General features: G+C 66.4%; 11 protein-coding genes. 10 read left to right on the top strand and 1 reads right to left on the bottom strand.

Annotated features, from left to right (window positions below):
- Window positions 1-5: 5 nt before the first annotated feature.
- The 4 genes from ACY8GK_RS12385 (at window position 6) to ACY8GK_RS12370 (ending at window position 5,522) form a co-directional block, all read left to right on the top strand.
- Window positions 6-1,166 carry an MFS transporter gene (locus tag ACY8GK_RS12385; protein WP_196176968.1) on the top strand — a complete coding sequence of 387 codons (1,161 nt, stop codon included), beginning with the start codon at window positions 6-8 and terminating at the stop codon, window positions 1,164-1,166.
- The gene (locus ACY8GK_RS12380; protein WP_196176970.1) at window positions 1,163-1,798 is read left to right on the top strand and encodes a DNA-3-methyladenine glycosylase family protein; all 636 of its coding nucleotides are present in this window, start codon (window positions 1,163-1,165) and stop codon (window positions 1,796-1,798) included. Before ACY8GK_RS12385 ends, ACY8GK_RS12380 begins: the two co-directional genes overlap by 4 nt.
- 216 nt (window positions 1,799-2,014) lie before the next feature.
- Window positions 2,015-3,067, top strand: a complete 1,053-nt coding sequence (ada, locus tag ACY8GK_RS12375; protein ID WP_462401357.1) for a bifunctional DNA-binding transcriptional regulator/O6-methylguanine-DNA methyltransferase Ada — start codon at window positions 2,015-2,017, stop codon at window positions 3,065-3,067.
- 55 nt (window positions 3,068-3,122) lie between these two features.
- On the top strand, window positions 3,123-5,522 hold the full coding sequence (locus tag ACY8GK_RS12370; protein ID WP_462401356.1) for a DUF3772 domain-containing protein: 2,400 nt from the start codon (window positions 3,123-3,125) through the stop codon (window positions 5,520-5,522).
- 143 nt (window positions 5,523-5,665) lie between these two features.
- On the opposite strand, the gene ACY8GK_RS12365 is transcribed toward ACY8GK_RS12370, so the two are convergent.
- Complete coding sequence (locus ACY8GK_RS12365) at window positions 5,666-7,042, bottom strand: aminotransferase-like domain-containing protein (protein WP_462401355.1); 1,377 nt, start codon at window positions 7,040-7,042, stop codon at window positions 5,666-5,668.
- 127 nt (window positions 7,043-7,169) lie between these two features.
- On the opposite strand from ACY8GK_RS12365, the gene ACY8GK_RS12360 reads away from it, so the two are divergent.
- The 6 genes from ACY8GK_RS12360 (at window position 7,170) to ACY8GK_RS12335 (ending at window position 17,285) form a co-directional block, all read left to right on the top strand.
- Entirely contained in the window at window positions 7,170-8,363 is a 1,194-nt protein-coding gene (locus ACY8GK_RS12360) for an MFS transporter (protein WP_462401354.1), read from the top strand.
- A 398-nt stretch (window positions 8,364-8,761) separates the two neighbouring features.
- Window positions 8,762-11,656 carry a PAS domain-containing hybrid sensor histidine kinase/response regulator gene (locus ACY8GK_RS12355; RefSeq protein WP_462401353.1) on the top strand — a complete coding sequence of 965 codons (2,895 nt, stop codon included), beginning with the start codon at window positions 8,762-8,764 and terminating at the stop codon, window positions 11,654-11,656.
- A gap of 184 nt (window positions 11,657-11,840) precedes the next feature.
- On the top strand, window positions 11,841-12,623 hold the full coding sequence (locus ACY8GK_RS12350) for a response regulator transcription factor (protein ID WP_196176980.1): 783 nt from the start codon (window positions 11,841-11,843) through the stop codon (window positions 12,621-12,623).
- Complete coding sequence (locus ACY8GK_RS12345; RefSeq protein ID WP_462401352.1) at window positions 12,620-14,977, top strand: hybrid sensor histidine kinase/response regulator; 2,358 nt, start codon at window positions 12,620-12,622, stop codon at window positions 14,975-14,977. Before ACY8GK_RS12350 ends, ACY8GK_RS12345 begins: the two co-directional genes overlap by 4 nt.
- A complete protein-coding gene (locus ACY8GK_RS12340) occupies window positions 14,977-16,176 on the top strand; it encodes a TonB-dependent receptor plug domain-containing protein (protein ID WP_462401351.1) in 1,200 nt (399 codons plus the stop codon). The genes ACY8GK_RS12345 and ACY8GK_RS12340 overlap by 1 nt, the downstream gene beginning before the upstream one ends.
- Before the next feature lie 23 nt (window positions 16,177-16,199).
- Entirely contained in the window at window positions 16,200-17,285 is a 1,086-nt protein-coding gene (locus ACY8GK_RS12335) for a TonB-dependent receptor (RefSeq protein WP_462401350.1), read from the top strand.
- The last annotated feature ends 65 nt before the right edge of the window (window positions 17,286-17,350 follow it).

Below are 17,350 nucleotides of genomic sequence, written 5' to 3'. Positions count from 1 at the left end.
TGGTAATGAACATGCGTTTGCTGGCGGGCCTGTTGTTCGCCGTGTCGGTCGTCGGTTTCAGCTTGGGAGCCAGCTTGCCGCTGGTATCGCTACGCCTGCTCGAAGCGGGGGCGAGCACTCTGCAGATCGGTATCGTGTCGGCGATTCCAGCCGCTGGCATGATGCTCTCGGCCTTTCTGGTCGATGCCTGCTGTCGTCATCTGAGCCGGCGCAACATCTACCTGGCGTGCTTTAGCCTGTGCACGCTCAGCATCGCCTTGCTGGAGTGGGCGTTCGATTCGATCTGGCTGCTGGGGCTGCTGCGCCTGGCCCTGGGCCTGGGGATGGGCATCGCCATCATTCTGGGCGAGTCCTGGGTCAACGAGCTATGTCCTGAGCATAATCGCGGCAAGATCATGGCGTTGTACGCCACCAGCTTCACCGGTTTCCAGGTCCTGGGACCGGCGCTGCTGGCCTTGCTCGGCCCGAGCAGCCCGTGGCTCACCGGCCTGGTCACCGGCTGCTATGGCCTGGCACTGCTGTGTATCGTGCTGACGGTACCCGCCGACCGTGCCCAGCATGGCGAGACAGGTGAAAAGAGCTTCACCCTTGGCGGTTTCTTCCGGGTGGCCCCGGCCCTGTGCGTGGCCGTGCTGTTCTTCTCTTTCTTCGACGCCGTGGTGCTGTCGCTGCTGCCGGTGTATGCCACCGGTCACGGCTTCGCCGTGGGCGTGGCCGCGCTGATGGTGACCGTGGTGTTCGCCGGCGACATGCTGTTCCAGCTGCCGCTGGGCTGGCTGGCCGACCGGGTCAGGCGCACCGGGCTGCACCTGGCGTGCGGCATCATCGCCATGCTCATCGGTGTCGGCCTGCCATGGCTGCTGCAGTCTACCTGGCTGCTGTGGCCGCTGCTGGTGCTGCTCGGCGCGGTGGCCGGCGGCATCTACACCTTGGCGCTGGTGTTGATCGGACAGCGCTTCAAGGGCCAGGACCTGGTGACCGCCAATGCCAGCGTCGGCTTGCTCTGGGGCGTCGGCAGCCTGGCCGGCCCCTTGCTCAGCGGCGCGGCGATGAACATGGCCCCGCATGGACTGCCCCTGGCACTGGCACTGATGGCTGGCCTGTTCGTGTGCTTCGCCCTGCCGTCGTATCGCGGGGCGCAAAGCGCCAGGACGGCAGCCGAATGAGCTGTGCGCCGTGCGCTGACCTTTCCCCGCAAAGTTACCTGAAGGCGGCCGCGTTCCTCGCCGCGCTCGACCAGGACTGGGCGCGTCATGTCGATGCGGTCGGCCCCTGCCTGCACCATGCCACGCCTGGACGTGAGCCTTACGAGGCGCTGGTGCGAGCCATCGCCTACCAGCAGTTGCATGCCCGCGCCGCCGAAGCCATCCTCGGCAGGCTGCTGGCGCTGTTTCCCGATGGCGAGTTCCCGACCCCAGGCCAGCTGCTGGCCAGCGATCCCCAGGCGTTGCGCGCGTGCGGCTTCTCGGCGCGCAAGCTGGCGACCATCCGCGGCATCGCCCAGGCACGGCTCGATGGTCTGGTACCGGCACGGGACGAGGCGCTGGGGTTGTCGGACGACGCGCTGATCCAGCGCCTGGTCATGCTGCCCGGTGTCGGTCGCTGGACCGTCGAGATGGTATTGATCTACTGCCTGGGCCGCTCGGACATCCTGCCGGTCGACGACTATGGCGTGCGCGAAGGTTATCGACGCCTCAAACGGCTGGACAAGGCCCCCACGCCGGGGCAGATGCGCCTGCTGGGCAGCACCTGGAGCCCGTACCGAACCGTGGCCGCCTGGTACCTGTGGCGGGCCTGAATGGCTTCCGCCGATTCGGGCAAGCAGGCCGGTCGTGTGCTACCTGCCAGCTTGCGCCTGTTGACAGCATCGCGGTGCGCACGCTTCGCACCAGGCGACCTTCCAGAAGGCCGCTGGGCACCCGCTTATACTTGTCGTCAGATGCCCCACAAGAAACGGGATGAACGTCGCCGCCGAGGCGCCGATGCTGGGCTCACCTCGCCAACGGTACTCGCCATGACCTTTCACGCCCGCTATGCCACCGATGTCGAACGCTGGATCGCCGTGCAGCACCGCGACTGCGCTGGCGCGGGTCACTTCGTCTATGCCGTGCGCAGCACCGGGATCTATTGCCGCCCTGGATGCAGCGCACGCCTGCCTCGGCGCGACAACGTGGCATTCTTCGATACCGCCGAGCAGGCGCGGCAGGCAGGTTATCGGGCCTGCCGGCGCTGCTGGCCCCGGTTGCCACGCAGCGAATGGGTCGTCCAGGCCTGCCGACTGATCGAAACCAGCGTCGAGCCTGTCGGGCTGCAGACCCTCGGCAGGCAGTTGGGGCTGAGCCCCTGGCATCTGCAACGCCAGTTCAAGGCCGAGACCGGCCTGACGCCCAAGGCCTATGCCGAGGCCTGGCGAGCCCGCCGCCTGCGTCACAGGCTGGCCGTGGAGCAAGGTTCGGTAACCGAGGCGATCTATGCTGCCGGCTACGTCTCCAGCAGCCGTTTCTATGAAGGCGCCACGCAGCGCCTGGGCATGCGCCCGAAGCAATACCAGGCTCGCGGCGCTGGCGCGACCATCCGTTTCGCGGTCGGCCAGTGCTCGCTCGGGGCCATCCTGGTCGCCCAGAGCGAGCGGGGCATCTGCGCGATCCTCCTGGGGGACGAGCCGGAGCCCTTGCTGCAGCAGTTGCAGGACCTGTTCGCCGAAGCCGTGCTGGTCGGTGGCGATGGCGAGTTCGAAAAGCAGGTCGCCGAAGTGGTGGGGTTCGTCGAACAACCGGCCGTGGGCCTGCATCTGCCATTGGACATACGCGGTACGGCTTTCCAGGAGCGCGTCTGGCAACTCCTGCGCCAGATCCCTGCCGGTCGTCGGCTCAGCTACGGCGAGCTCGCCGAGCGTCTCGGCATGCCTGGCGCGGTCCGTGCTGTAGCCGGCGCTTGCGCGGCCAACCGCATAGCCGTGGGCATTCCCTGTCATCGGGTCGTACGTCGCGATGGCCAGATCAGCGGCTATCGCTGGGGTGTCGAACGCAAGCAATTGTTGCTCGAACGGGAAGACGGGCATTCCTGAATCTGGCAAGCCGCGTAGAATCCCCCGCCAAATCGCAATGCAAGAGGAAATTTCGATGAGGCGTATACGCCTTGACCTTTTTTGCGCAGGGCTTTTCGCCCTGCTGCTGTCAGTGGCGCTGCCGGTCTGGTCGGCCCCCGATGCCACGCCCCGGACGCCGATCAGTGAGCTGCCAGTGCTCGCCGAGGACGCCAGCCTGGCTCAGTTGAGCGACCGCCTGGACCTGATCCGCCAAGGCGTCTCGAGCAATGCCAACGATGACCTGCTGGCCCAGCTTCGCCAGGCGGCGCTGCAAGTGCAGCGCCAGGCCGAGGCATCGGGCACCCAGCGCGCGGCGGATGTCGCGCACCTGGACGACCAGCTCAAGGTGCTCGGCCCGGCGCAGCCGGATGAAGCCGATACGCTGACCCGCCAGCGGCGGGACCTGAGCAGCCAGAAAAAGAACCTGCTGGCCGAACAGCAACAGGCCGAGCAACTGACCCAGTCGGCCCGTGACCTCTCGACCCAGATCGTCAATCTGCGCCGCAGCCAGTTCAATTCGCAGATCACCAGTCGCGCGGCCAGCCCGTTGAGCCCGGCATTCTGGTCGAGCCTGATCCGCCCGACCGAGGAAGATCTCGCGCGCCTGCGCGACCTGCGTGCCGAGGCGGCCGATGCCGTGGCCAGCGCCTTGAGCGCGGAGCATCGCACGCTGTTCCTCGGCAGCCTGGTGGCGGCGATCCTGGTGTGGACGCTGGTTCGGCGGGTACTCGAGCGGCTGCTGGCCGATGCCATGATCCGCTGGCTACCGGAAGGCCGGCTGCGGCGCAGCGCCTTGGCCCTGAGCGTGGCCCTGGCTACCCTGACCACCATCGGCGGCTCGGTGTCGCTGCTGCGCTGGGGCCTGGAAAGCAGCGCGACCCTTGGCACCAACATGGCGACCCTGATCGACCATGTTCTGACTCTGGTGGTGTTCAGTGCCTTCATCGCTGGCCTCGGCCGCGCCATGCTCATGCTGCAACGGCCGACCTGGCGCCTGCCGTCGATTCCGAACCAGGTCGCCTGCGCCCTGGCCTGGTTCCCGCAGCTGCTGGCCCTGGCGCTGATGGTGCTGTTGACCCAGGAGCGGATCAACAGCGTGATCGGCACCAGCCTGGCCCTGACCGTGGCCACCAACGGCTTGACCGCCCTGGTGGTGTCGTCGCTGTTCGCCGCCGCCCTGGTCCGTTACCGACGCGTGCGTCGCCGGTACCAGCTGGGGCGTCCGGCCGGCCTGGCCGGGCTGCTGCCGTTCGTGCTGGCGGTCTGGGTCGGGGCGATCCTGCTGGCCTTGCTGGCAGGCTACCTGACGCTGGCGTATTTCCTGGCGTCCAAGCTGCTATGGGTCAGCGTGGTGGTCACCTGCACCTATCTGCTGACCTGCGTGTTCAGCGACCTGTGCGAAACCCTGTTGTCGCCGCAACAGTCCGAAAGCCCAGCGCTGGCCGCGGCGATCGGTCTGGCACCGCGTCACCAGGCCCAGGCCAGCACCGTACTGGCAGGGGTCGGCCGTACCCTGCTGCTATTCACCGCCGCGCTGCTGGTGTTCCTGCCATCGGGCACCAGCCCAGGCGAGCTGTTGCTCAGCCTCGCCGAGTGGGATGGCAGCGGTGGGCGCGTGCTCGGCAACCTGAGCATCATGCCGCAGGACATCTTCGTCGCCGTGGTGATGTTCTTCGTCGGGCTGTTCGCCATCCGCGTGGTCAAGCGCTGGCTCAGCGAACGCCTGTTGCCGCAGACCGACCTGGATGTGGGCATGCGCGCCTCGCTGGTGACGCTGGTCGGCTACCTGGGCTTCCTGGTTCTGGCGATGCTGGTGATGTCGACCCTGCACATCAACCTGAGCAGTCTGACCTGGGTGGTCAGTGCACTGTCGGTAGGCATCGGTTTCGGCCTGCAGGCCATCGTGCAGAACTTCATCTCCGGGGTGATCCTGCTTACCGAGCGCCCGGTGAAGGTCGGCGACTGGGTCAGCTTGGCTGGCGTGGAGGGCGACATCCGCCGGATCAACGTACGCGCCACCGAGATCCAGATGGCCGACCGTTCCACGGTGATCGTGCCCAACTCGCAGTTCATCTCGCAGAACGTGCGCAACGTGACCATGGGCAACGCCCTGGGCGTGGTCGGCATCACCCTGACGCTGCCGCTGGACACGGACGCCCAGCACGTGCGCCAGCTGCTGCTCGACGCCTACCGCGAGCACGAGGCGATCCTCGAGACGCCTGCGCCATCGGTGTCGTTCAAGGACCTGACCAGCGCCGGCATGGTGCTCAGCGCCAGTGGCTACGTCGCCGGGCCGCGGGTGGTCTCCGGCACCCGCAGCGACCTGCTGTTCACCATTCTTGGGCGACTGCGCGAGCAAGGCATCGCACTGTCCGCACCGCAGAGCATGGTGCTGCTGCAGGATCGCCAGGAAGGGGCAGGGGAGACCGCCTGAAAGCATGCGAGCCCATGCCGGGCTCGCACTGGCAGGAAGGATCAGCCTTCTTGGCGTAAGGCAGGCCGGGGCATTCGTTCCAAGATGAAGCTGGAGACTCAACGTGTCGTAGCGCCGCCGCCGGGGTGCCGGACCGGCCGCGCCTACAAGCGGTTGTGCTCACTGGCGAAACGGGAGCCTGCCGCCGCGAAGCAAGCTTCCAGCGCTGGGGTGAAGTGCGTGCAGTTGATCCGCGCATGGCGCCGATAGTCGCGCGTCACGGCGAATGCGGAGCCTGGCATGAGCAGGATGTCGCGTTGCTCCAGGTAGTGCCTGAAAGCGCCCAGGTCGGCAAGTTCCGGGTGATGGGCCCAGAGGAACATGCCACCTGCCGGCGTCACGTCGAATCGCCAGCCGTGCCGGCCGAGCGTCTTCTGGGCCAAGGTCTGCTGGGCGATGAGCTTCTGCTGGATCTGCTTCATGTGCCCGGCGTAGGTACCGTCGGCCAGGATGGTGTTGACGAAGCGTTCGCAGAACGCCGGAACCGCCACGCAAGTCAGCAGCTTCAGACGTGCCAGCGGTTCGATCAACTCCGGCGAGCAGGCGATGTAGCCCACCCGCAAGGAGGCCGAAAGGCACTTGGAGAAGCTACCGATGTAGACCACCCGGTCCAGCCCGTCCAGCTCGGCGAGCGTCTGGTGCACGCCTGGACAGAAGTCGCCGTAGACGTCGTCCTCGACCACCCGCAAGTCATGCTCGACGGCCAGGCGCAGTACCTGGAACGCATTGCGCGGGCTGATGTTGCCGCCGGTGGGGTTGTGCAAGGTGCTGTTGCAGAAGAACGCCTTGACCCGGTGCCGGGCCAGGTGCCGTTGCATCTCGGTGATGTCCGGGCCTTCGGCGGTCCTGCGGATGCCCAGCACGTGGCCACCGAGCAGCTGGATCAGCTTGATCAGGTTGCCGTTGCCCGGTTCGTCGACGAACACATGGTCGCCAGGCTGGACCAGCAGGCGCGCGACCAGGTCCAGGGCTTGGGTCGCGCCCAGGGTGGTGATGAACTGGCCGGGCGGCACGTCGATGCGGGTCTGGCGTCGCATGTGCAAGGCCAGTTGGTTGCGCAGTGGCAAATAACCGGAAATGTCGCCATAGTCGGCCAGCGAACTTTGCTCCAGGCGCGCGGTGCGGCGGATCGCCTTGGCCAGCAGGTCGGTATCGCGCCAGCCAGGCGGCAACCAGCCGCAGCCGAGCTTGACGTAGTGCGGGCCGCCTTGCAGGAGCTTGAACAGTGGCTCGTCCGGCAGCTGCTGGGCATCTGTGCGGCCACTTGACGGGCGCGGCAGGCCGCTGACGAAGTAGCCGCGGCCTGGGTAGGCCGTAAGGATGCCTTCGGCGACCAGCCGGTTCATGGCCGATACCACGCCGTGGTAGCTGACCCGTTCGGCAGCGACCAGCCGACGGATGGAGGGCAGGCGCTGCCCGACTGCCCATTCGCCACCGCGCAAACGCTGCCTGAGCGCGTCCTCGAATGCGTTCGAAGTCATGACCGAGCCAAACGAAAGTGTTAGAAAAAACAGCCTAACAGTTCTCGGGAAAGCGTGTCGACTGTGCGCCAGATGCTGCTCAGACGATGGCACCCTGCAGCGACTGACCTGACACCGAGAGCCGCCCATGAGCAGCACCCTTCCTGCGCGTACCTACCTCTACTTCGGCGCCCAGTCGATCAACCTGACCACCGCGGTGATGTCGGTGACCATGGCGGCCATCGTCGGCGCCGCGCTGGCGCCGACGAGCAGCCTGGCCACGGTACCCTATGGCGTGCAGTTCCTGCTGTTGATGCTGGCGACCTACCCGGTGTCCCGGCTGATGCAGCGCATCGGTCGCAAGCGTGCCTTCATGCTCGGTGCCGTGCCGCTGGCCATATCGGGGCTCAGCGGCTTCTGGGCGGTGGAGCACCAGCACTTCGGCGCGCTGATCCTCAGCCATGGCGCGTTGGGGGTGTACATCGCCTTCGCCAACTTCAATCGTTTCGCCGCCACCGACGACCTCGAGCCGGCGCTCAAGCCCAGGGCGCTGTCGCTGGTGGTCGCCGGTGGCGTGCTGGCCGCGGTGGCCGGCCCGGCCCTCACCGAACTGTGCCGGGACGTGGCGGGCCATTCGATGTTTTCGCTGTGCTATGCCGCCTTCATCGGCCTGGCGTCGCTGTCGCTGCTGATCGCCCTGTGCCTGCCGTCGAGCCCGCCAGCCGCCGCCGTCGCCACGCAGCGAGCGAGCCAGGCGACCCAGCGCCTGCTAGCCAGCATCCTACTGGCCATGGCCGTCGCCGCGGCCGGCTACGGGATCATGAACCTGCTGATGATCCAGGCATCGATGCACATGGGGCACCTGCACGAGGATTTCAGCGCCATCCGCCTGGCGATCCAGTGGCATGTCATCGCCATGTTCGCGCCTTCGTTCTTCACCGGTGCGATCATCGCGCGGCTGGGCATCAAGCGCACCCTGTGTGCGGGGCTGGCCTTGCTGGCGAGCTGCGCGGTGCTCAACATCGTCACGCAAGGCTATCTCATGCTGAGCGCTTCGCTGATCGTCCTTGGGCTGGGCTGGAACCTGACCTACGTCGGCGCCGGCGCCTTGCTGGCACAGGCGTCGCAAGGGCGCGCCGATGCGTTCCAGCTGCAGGGGCGCAATGACCTGGCGATCGCCATCTGCGCGATGCTCGGGGCGTTCGCTCCAGCGATGCTGCTCGAAGGGGTCGGCTGGGTGGGTAGCAATGTCTTGTGCGCTTTGCTGGCAGTCGCCCTGCTGGTAGCGGTGCCGGTAGGGCTGGCCGACAGCGAGAAGCGAAGTCGCGGTCCTGCTGCCTGAGCGATGTGGACGGCGAGATACCTGGCCGTCACTGCCTTGCCCCGCTCTCGGGATGTGCATGCCGAAGATCGAGACCGACATGGCACTCGAGAGGAGGCTTGCCAGGCTTGGATGTCAAGCGCCAAAGACCGCTGGCCAGCACCAGACTTGGTGCGAAAAGTGCCAGCGCGGCGACTTTACATGGCGCCATGAGGCGAGGCCCAGCGGTTTCGAAAGCCTCGTTCATGTCTTCTTGCCACCATCCGCCGGCCAGCGCTTGACGATTGCCCCCCGATCATTCCAATAATCCACCACGGCCCACCCTTCCTACCTTCCGGGCCGACGGCAAGACCGATGCAACCAGAGGGCGAATCCTGAAAAACCTTACCCGTGAAGAGCTCGAGCTCGAAGTCACGCGATTGCGCGCGGCGCTCGAAAATGCAGGAATCGACCCCCAGCTCCCGCCAGAAACACCGCAACGCTGCCCTGCCGGTAGTGCATCCTGTGTCAAGCAAGCCGCCCGGCAGCGGGCGGTATTCGACAGCGCCATCGATTTTGCCATCGTCCTGACGGACCCGGACGGCATCATCACCGACTGGAACAGGGGCGCCGAACAGGTGATGGGCTGGAGCGCCACGCAGATGCGCGGCCAGCATGCCGAGCGGATCTTCACGCCCAAGGACCGGGCCAACGATCAGGTCGAAAAGGAAATGCAGCTGGCACTGCAAGCCGGGCGAGCCTCGGATGACCGCTGGCATCTGCATCAGGATGGCCATCAGCTCTGGGCCTCGGGCGAGATGATGCCGTTGCATGACGGGGACGGAGCGCATCTGGGCTTCATGAAGATCCTGCGCGATCGCACCCGTGAACACCTGGCCGGGCGCGCCATGGAGCAGGCGCAGGAGCGTTATCGCCTGGCCGCGAAGGCTACCAACAATGCCATCTGGGACTGGGACCTGACCACCAACCAGGTGCTCTGGAACGATGCCCTGGAGGATGCCTACGGACACTCGCTGGCGCTGATCGAGAAGACCGGCGACTGGTGGATCGCGCAGATCCACCCGGACGATCGCGAGCGTGTCCATGATTCGATCCACGCCGTGATCGATGGCTGCGGCAGCGCCTGGAGCGAGGAATACCGGTTCATTCGCCGGGACGGTTCGTATGCCGAGGTGCTCGACCGCGGCCACGTGATCCGCGACGAAGACGGCCGGGCCGTGCGCATGATCGGCGCGATGCTCGACCTGACTGGGATGCGCAGCGCCCAGACCGCCTTGCGCAAGAGCGAAGAGCGGTTCAGGACGGTGGTCGAGACCATCGATGCCGCGTTCGCCATCGTCCAGGTCAAGTTCGACGCCGATGATCGGCCGATCGACTACAAGTTCATCGAAGTCAATCCTGCGTTCGAGCGTGAGTCGGGCGTCGATCTGCGCGGCAAGTGGGTCAGCGAGTTCGCTCCGGACCTCGAGCCCTTCTGGTTCGAGACCTACGGCCATGTCGCCAAGACCGGCGAGACCGCCAACTTCGAGAGCTACGCCAAGCCTTTCCAGCGCTGGTTCGATGTGCGCGCGGCCAGGGTGGGCGATCCAGCCGAGCGACAGATCGGCATCTTCTTCAACGATGTCACTGCTCGGCGCAACGCCCAGGATCGTCTGCGCAAGAGCGAGGCGCTGGCCCGCGAGAACGTCGAGCGCGTGCAGTTGGCCCTGGCCGCTGGCGCCATCATCGGTACCTGGCACTGGGACTTGCCCAGCGACTGCTTCACCGTCGATGAAGCCTTCGCCGAAGCGTTCGGGCTCGATCCGGCCCTGGGGCGCACCGGCCTGAGTCTGGAGCAGGTGATCGCCACGGTTCACCCGGACGACCGGCAAGGGCTGATCGCCGCGATCGAGGAAGTGGTCGCGCGTGGCGGGGCCTATGCCCACCAGTACCGGGTGCGCCGGGCAGACGCCAAGTACTACTGGATAGAAGCCAACGGTCGCGTGGAGCACGGCGAGGATGGCACGCCGCGCAGCTTCCCTGGCGTACTGATCAATGTGCAGGAGCGGCGCACTGTCGAGGCCGAGCGCGACAGGGCCATCCAGGCCTTGCGTGGGCTCAACGACACGCTCGAACAACGGGTCGCCGAGCGGACCGCCGAACTCATGCAGGCCGAGGAGAAGCTTCGCCAGTCGCAGAAGATGGAAGCCGTCGGTCAGCTGACCGGTGGCCTGGCGCATGACTTCAACAATCTGCTGGCGGGCATTTCCGGCTCTCTGGAACTGATGCAGGCGCGCCTGGCCCAGGGCCGTTACCAGGATATCGAACGCTACATGGGCGCCGCCCAGGGCGCGGTCAGGCGGGCGGCGGCGCTGACCCATCGACTGCTGGCGTTTTCCCGCCGCCAGACCCTCGATCCCCGTCCGACCGACGTCAACCTGCTGATAGCGGGCATGGCCGAGCTGATCCAGCGCACGGTGGGCCCGGCCATCCAGGTCGAGAGCATCGGCGCGCTGGACCTGTGGGCCGCACGCGTGGATGCCAGCCAGCTGGAAAATGCCTTGCTGAACCTGGCGCTCAACGCCCGGGACGCGATGCCCGGTGGCGGGCGCATCGTCATCGAGACCGCCAACCGCTGGATCGACGAGAAGACGGCGCGTGTCTATGAGCTGCCGCAGGGGCAGTACCTGGCGCTGTCGGTCACCGACAGCGGTACCGGGATGTCGCCGGACATCATCGCCAAGGCCTTCGATCCGTTCTTCACCACCAAGCCGCTCGGCCAGGGCACCGGCCTTGGGTTGTCGATGATCTACGGCTTCGCCAAGCAGTCCGGCGGCCAGGTCCGCATCCATTCCGAAGTCGGCATGGGCACCACGGTGAGCATCCTGTTGCCGCGCTATTTTGGTCAGGCGGTCGGCGAGGAGGATTGCGACGACCTGTCCCTGTCCGCGCTGGCCGAGGCGGGCGAGACCATCCTGGTCGTCGACGACGAGCCGACCGTGCGCATGCTGCTCAGCGATGCGCTTGGCGAGCTGGGGTATCGTGTGGTCGAGGCGGGCGACAGCGTGGCCGGGCTGCAACTGCTACGGTCGGAGCTGCACATCGACCTGCTGGTGACCGATGTTGGCCTGCCAGGCGGCATGAACGGCCGACAGCTGGCCGATGCCGGACGTGAGCTCAGGCCCGGCATGAGGACCTTGTTCATCACTGGCTATGCCGAGAACGCAGTCATCGGCGACACGTCGCTCGGGCCCGGCATGCAGGTGCTGACCAAGCCGTTCGCCGTCGATGCCCTGGCCGGCAAGGTCCGGGAGCTGATGCTCCAGCAAGGGTGAGCCGCAAGGCGCGAATTGCAAGGAAAAGCGAGGCGCTGGCGCCTTGACCGACGAGGCGGCCAGCGGACGGGCGCCTCCCTGCAGGACTTGTCACGTGTCGTTACAGGCTTTCTAATACGCGCTCTAACAATCGAGCCGATGGCATGTCCATATGGCGCAATCATGGATGGCAAGAGAAGCGGTAATGTCCGACGGTCTGAACACTGCCCGCAAGCCACACCTATTGCTGATCGATGACTCTCCCGATGACTTGCGCCCGCTACTGGCCCAGCTCAGCCTGCAGCCTTGGAAACTCTCGGTATGCCACGAGCCGCACCAGGGTTTCCAGCGGGCCCTGGCCTTGCGTCCGGACCTGATCGTGCTGGACGTGCACATGCCCAGAATGAGTGGCTTCTCGGTCAGTCGCCTGCTGCGCGAGTCCCAGGTGACGCGTGATGTACCGATCATTTTCCTGACCTCGGCCAGCCAGCTCGAATATCGACTGGAGGGGCTCAGCCTGGGTGGCGTCGACTACGTGCTCAAGCCCTACCTGCCGGCGGAAGTCATCGCCAGGATACGTATCCATCTGCAACTGACATGGCGCCAGCCGATGAACGATACGGCGCAACGCACGGATGTCGTCGACAGCGAGCAGGTCCTGGTGCAGGCTGCGATGCGCTTCATCGACGAGCACCTTGCCGAGCTGCCATCGCTCGACGCTATCGCCGAGGCGCTCGGGACCAACAGCAAACGTCTTTCCTTGCTGTTTCGCCAGCACCTGGATACGACCGTCTTCGCCTTCGCGCGTGGCGCTCGCCTGCGCCAGGGGCAGGCGCTGCTGGCCAACAGCGCCATGAGCGTGCAGGACATCGCGGCGCATGTGGGCTTTCGCAATGCATGCAACTTCACCACTGCGTTTCGCGAATACAGCGGCATGACGCCGCGCGAGTTCCGTAACCAGGCTGTCGCTCGAACTGCCAACGAATGAGTAGCGTTCGTTGGCAGCTGCTGGTGTTGTGGTTCCTCAGTGCCTTGGCAATGGCCGGGCCATGCGAGCTTGCGCAACAGCAACTGGCCGCCAGCGCGCGTGGGCTGGAGGATCCGCAAGGCCTACTGACGGTCGAGCAGGTCGCGGCCTTTGGGCAGGCTCGATTCGAGCCGCTGGAGCGGGCAGTCCCCCAGGTTCCGACGCGCTCGGCCATCTGGCTGCGCTTGCCGGTGGCCAACCCGTCGGCGACACCGGTGCAGTGCTGGTTGACGCTTGGCGAACCTCGCCTGGAGAACCTGCAGGTGTTCCTGCCTTCGGGGCCCGGCTGGCAGGTGCTGCTGGGCGGCAGCGACCATCCGTTCGAACGCTGGGCGCTCAAGGAACGCCAGCCGGCCTTTCCCGTCACGCTGGGCCCCGGTGAAAGCGCGACACTGCTGGCCAGGGTGACCAGTACCAACGCCTTGCTGCTCAGTCCGCGGCTGTGGTCCGAAGCCGCCTTGCACAAGGCGCGCCAGCGCAACTACTTCCACGACGGCATCGCCCTGGGCATCGTCTTGCTGGTGGTGCCTTTCAGTCTGCTGATCAGCTGGATCTTCCGCTCTCGCCTGTTGCTGCTGCATGCGGTGGCGGTGGGCAGTTATGCAGCGCTGACGTGCCTGATCAACGGCTATCTGGTGTACTGGCCACAGGCACTGCCCTGGTCGAAAGAGCTGACCAGCCTGGCCGCGGCATTGTCCTTCACGGCCTTTCTGGCCTACTTTCGCGAGCTTTTGCGAGTCAGGGAACTGGCCAGGCCGGTCGGGTCGATGTTCAGCCTGCTGTTGCTCGGTTACGTCGCAGCCTGGCTCTACGGCCTCTGGGTCGACGCGGTCAGCGGGCGAACGGTGGTCTACTGGTTGCTCAAGCTGGTGTATCCGCTGGTGATCGGCGCGTTCTGCTGGGGCTGCTGGAAGCGCCTGAACTACAGCTGGCTGGCGTGGCTGGTGGTAGGTTCGCTCGCCGCGCAGTGCCTGGCGCGTTATGTCCTGCATCTGGAGAGCCTGCCCTGGCAGCAGCGCAGCACCTACTACAGTCTGTCTTCCACCCTCGGGGGGGTCTTCTTGCTGACCTGCTCGCTGGTGATGGTGGTCAGGAGCAGCCGCCAGCGGGAGCGGGCCGCGCGACAGGCGCTGGCGCAGGCGCAGCTGGCCGAGCATGAGCGCCTGGAGCGGACGGTCGCCCTGCGCACCAAGGAACTGCACACGGCCCTGCTCGATCGCAGCAGCCTGCTGGCGCGGATCAGTCACGACCTGCGCTCGCCCCTGGTCGGCATCCTCGACCATGCCCGGGCACTGCAGGACAGCCCCGAGTTCGCGCACGCCCAGCGCATCGAACGACAAGCCCGCCAGCAGCTCGAGCTGATCGACGAACTTATCGAGTTCTCCCGCGACAGCTTCAGGCAGGTCCAGATCGAACCGGTGCCGGGCTACCTGCATGCCTTCATCAAGGAGCTGGCGAACGAAGGCGCCTACCTTGCGCAACGCCAGAACAACCGGTTCGATTGCCACGTTTCGCCAGACTTGCCGGTGGTGGTCGATGCGGATTTTCGTCGGCTGCGCCAGGTCGTGCTGAATCTTCTGGGCAATGCCGGAAAATTCACCCAGGACGGACTGATCAGCCTGACGGTCGAAGGCCTCGGGATGTGCGAAGGGCAGGCAAGGATCCGCTTCGAAGTGCGCGATACCGGCATCGGCATCGACGACGGCGAACTGGATCAGGTCATGCTGCCGTTCCGGCGCGGAAGCAACGCGCAGCCGGCCACTGGAAGCGGACTGGGGCTGTCCATCGTCACCCAGCTGCTGCAGGCCATGGGCAGCACGCTGTCGCTGCAGAGCCAGCAGGCCAGCGGCAGCTGCTTCAGCTTCGAACTGCTGTTGGCGACCAGCGACGAACATGCGCTCGACCTGGCGTTCGTCGAGGGGCATGCCGACATGCCCGGGCAGGGCGGTCACCTGCTGCTGGTGGATGACCAGCCGCAGGGGCGGGCCTCACTGAGCGACCTGCTGGCCGGCTATGGCTTCGAGGTCACGGCGGTGGCCGATGGCGTGCAGGCCGTCGAGGCATTGCGCGCAGGCGATGTGGACCTGGTGCTCTGCGACCAGATGATGCCGAACATGGACGGCTGGCAGTTGCTGGCCGAGGTCCGCCAGGCCTGGCCGCGCCTGCCGGTCGTGCTGTATTCGGCCGCGCCGCCGCGATTGCAAGGGGCCGGCGCCGAGCAGCAGTTCGATGCCGTGTTGCTCAAGCCGGCCGATAGTCGGGACATCCTCGCCACGCTCGATGAGCTGCTTCGTCAGCGTAGGATGAACGGCTGATGAACACGGGTCGCTCTTGGTCGTGGTTGCTGTTGTTCGCTGCGTTCGAGGCCCGCGCGGCGTCCGAGGGCGTTGCGCTCGATAGCCTGATGGTCGAGGCCGAGGGGCCAGCCGGGATTGCTCGGCCAGCGATGGGCAGCCAGACCACGCTGGACGCCAGGGCGCTGGAAGCCTCCGGGCTGAACAGCCCTCGGGAGCTGCCGCGCCGGGTACCGTCGCTGCTGCTTTCCGAGCCCAACCCGCGGTATGCCAGCTATGGGATTCGCGGCCTGGGGGCAAGCGGTTTCAACGATGGTCTGGAAGGCAGCGTCGGGGTGTACCTGGACGAGGTCTACCTCGGGCGTGCGGGGATGACCTTGGGCGATTTCACCGACCTTGAGCGAATCGAGGTGCAGCGCGGCCCGCAAGGTACCGCCGGGGGGCGTGGCAGCACGGCCGGGGCGATCCACCTGCACACTCGCGCGCCTTCCTGGCAGCCCCGGGCGCAGGCCGAACTTGGCATTGGCGAAGCTGGCCGGCGTGAAACGCGCGTCGGTGCCGCGGGCCCCTTGAGCCAGGTCTGGGCCGCCAGCATCAGTGCCTTCGACGTGCGGGCCGACGGTGACATCGACAATGTCCACGATGGCAACCGCTACAACGACCAGGACCGGCAAGGCGTGCGTGGGCAACTGCAGTTCATGCCAGACGAAGCGACTTCGCTGCGCATCATGCTCGATACCGTACAGACCGACCAGCGCGCTGCCGTCCTGACGCCTTCGAACTACAGCACCCAGACACGGCAACGGGCCGCCTTCATCGGCTACCCGCTGCGCGAAGCCGACCCGTCCAGGCGCCGAATCGACCAGGACCAGCCCGGCACGCAACGTTCCGAGCAGCATGGCCTGGCCGTGGTGGTGTCGCACAGGCTGAGCGATGAAGCCAGGCTGACGAGCATCACCGGCTACCGTGACTGGCGCTACGCTTCGCTGCAGGATGGCGACAACCTCGGGCTGGCCATAGCCACTGCCGATGTCGAACTGGAGCACCGCCAGTTCAGTCAGGAGCTGCGCCTGGAGGCGCAGTTGAGCGACACGCTGGCCTATCGCCTGGGCGCGTTCTACTGGACCAGCATTTCGATCGCGCCCTGGACGTCGGCTTCGGCCCGGACGCCGCGGCCTTTTTCATCGGCGACCGCCCCGAAGCGCGCCTGCTCGGGCTGACCCCCCGGCTGGTGCCGGCCTCGTTGCTCGACGGAGCCTGGCAGCGCGGTCAGGCCAGGCAGCAGGTCCAGACCCGGGCCGTGTTCGGCGAACTGGAGTGGCAGGTGAGCGAGCGGCTGAACCTGACCTACGGTGTGCGCTACAGCCGCGAGCGCAAGCGGGCCAGCATCGAGCGCCATGTCGAAGGGCTGGCACCGCTGGGCAGCGATAGGGTTTCTCTCCTGGGCGGGCAGCTGTTGCGCGATATCGCGCTGGGCGGCGCTTACCGGCGCCACGAGACGCGCAGCGACGATGCCCTGACCGGGCGCCTGCTGTTGGACTACGCGTTCGATGAGCGCAGCGACCTCTATCTTGGTTGGAGCAGCGGTTTCAAGGCCGGCGGGTTCAACCTGGACGTCATCGGTGACCGCGTGCCGCCTCGCTATGACAGCGAACATGCCGCCAGCTGGGAGGCGGGACTACGCACGCGGCTCTGGCAACGACGCCTGGAGCTGGGCGTTGCGCTCTACCAGACCGAGGTGCGCAACTACCAGGCCCTGACCACCAGCGCACCGGTCGATGTGTATTCGCCACCGCTGCGTGACAACCTGATCACGGTGGACAAGGTCCGCCTGCGTGGCATCGAGGTGGATGCGCAAGCGCGACCGACGGCCAACCTCGACCTGGGACTTGCCCTGGCCTGGAGCGATGCCCGTTATCGCGACTTCCAGGACGGGCCGTGCAGCCCACAACGCCTCGGCCGCCAGTGCGACCTGAGCGGCCAGCGGCTGTTCAATGCTCCGCAGTGGAGCGTGTCGGCGAACCTGGAACAGCGTGTGCCGCTCGGCCAGGGGTTGGAAGCATTCGCAGGCGTCGAGCATAGCTGGCGTAGCGCTTACCAGGGCAGCCTGGAAGGCGGCGAGGGCAGTCAGGTGCCCAGCTACGGCATCACCGACCTGCGCCTTGGCCTGCGTCAGGCACAGGCCAGGTGGGAGGTGGTGGGCTGGGTGCGCAATGCTTTCGATACCGACCATGTCACCGCCATTTCGGCGCAGCTCGGCGCGGGCGACTATGCGGTCTTGCCGGGCCAGCCGCGCACTGCCGGGGTGACGCTACGCTGGAAACACTGAGGCGCGCCGGCTGTTGCACGAATTTTACAGTGCATCCGGGCTGGCAAAGGTTTCAGGTGCTTGGG

It is taken from the genome of Pseudomonas sp. Marseille-QA0332 (genome assembly GCF_054950175.1).
This window is presented reverse-complemented; position numbering and strand designations above follow the sequence as displayed.

Excerpts from the sequence above, each read along its gene's own strand:
- ACY8GK_RS12340 (WP_462401351.1), top strand. The coding sequence starts at position 14,977 with ATGAACACGGGTCGCTCTTGGTCGTGGTTGCTGTTGTTCGCTGCGTTC.
- ACY8GK_RS12350 (WP_196176980.1), top strand. The coding sequence starts at position 11,841 with ATGTCCGACGGTCTGAACACTGCCCGCAAGCCACACCTATTGCTGATC.
- ACY8GK_RS12370 (WP_462401356.1), top strand. The coding sequence starts at position 3,123 with ATGAGGCGTATACGCCTTGACCTTTTTTGCGCAGGGCTTTTCGCCCTG.
- ACY8GK_RS12380 (WP_196176970.1), top strand. The coding sequence starts at position 1,163 with ATGAGCTGTGCGCCGTGCGCTGACCTTTCCCCGCAAAGTTACCTGAAG.
- ada (WP_462401357.1), top strand. The coding sequence starts at position 2,015 with ATGACCTTTCACGCCCGCTATGCCACCGATGTCGAACGCTGGATCGCC.
- ACY8GK_RS12360 (WP_462401354.1), top strand. The coding sequence starts at position 7,170 with ATGAGCAGCACCCTTCCTGCGCGTACCTACCTCTACTTCGGCGCCCAG.
- ACY8GK_RS12345 (WP_462401352.1), top strand. The coding sequence starts at position 12,620 with ATGAGTAGCGTTCGTTGGCAGCTGCTGGTGTTGTGGTTCCTCAGTGCC.
- ACY8GK_RS12365 (WP_462401355.1), bottom strand. The coding sequence starts at position 7,042 with ATGACTTCGAACGCATTCGAGGACGCGCTCAGGCAGCGTTTGCGCGGT.
- ACY8GK_RS12385 (WP_196176968.1), top strand. The coding sequence starts at position 6 with ATGAACATGCGTTTGCTGGCGGGCCTGTTGTTCGCCGTGTCGGTCGTC.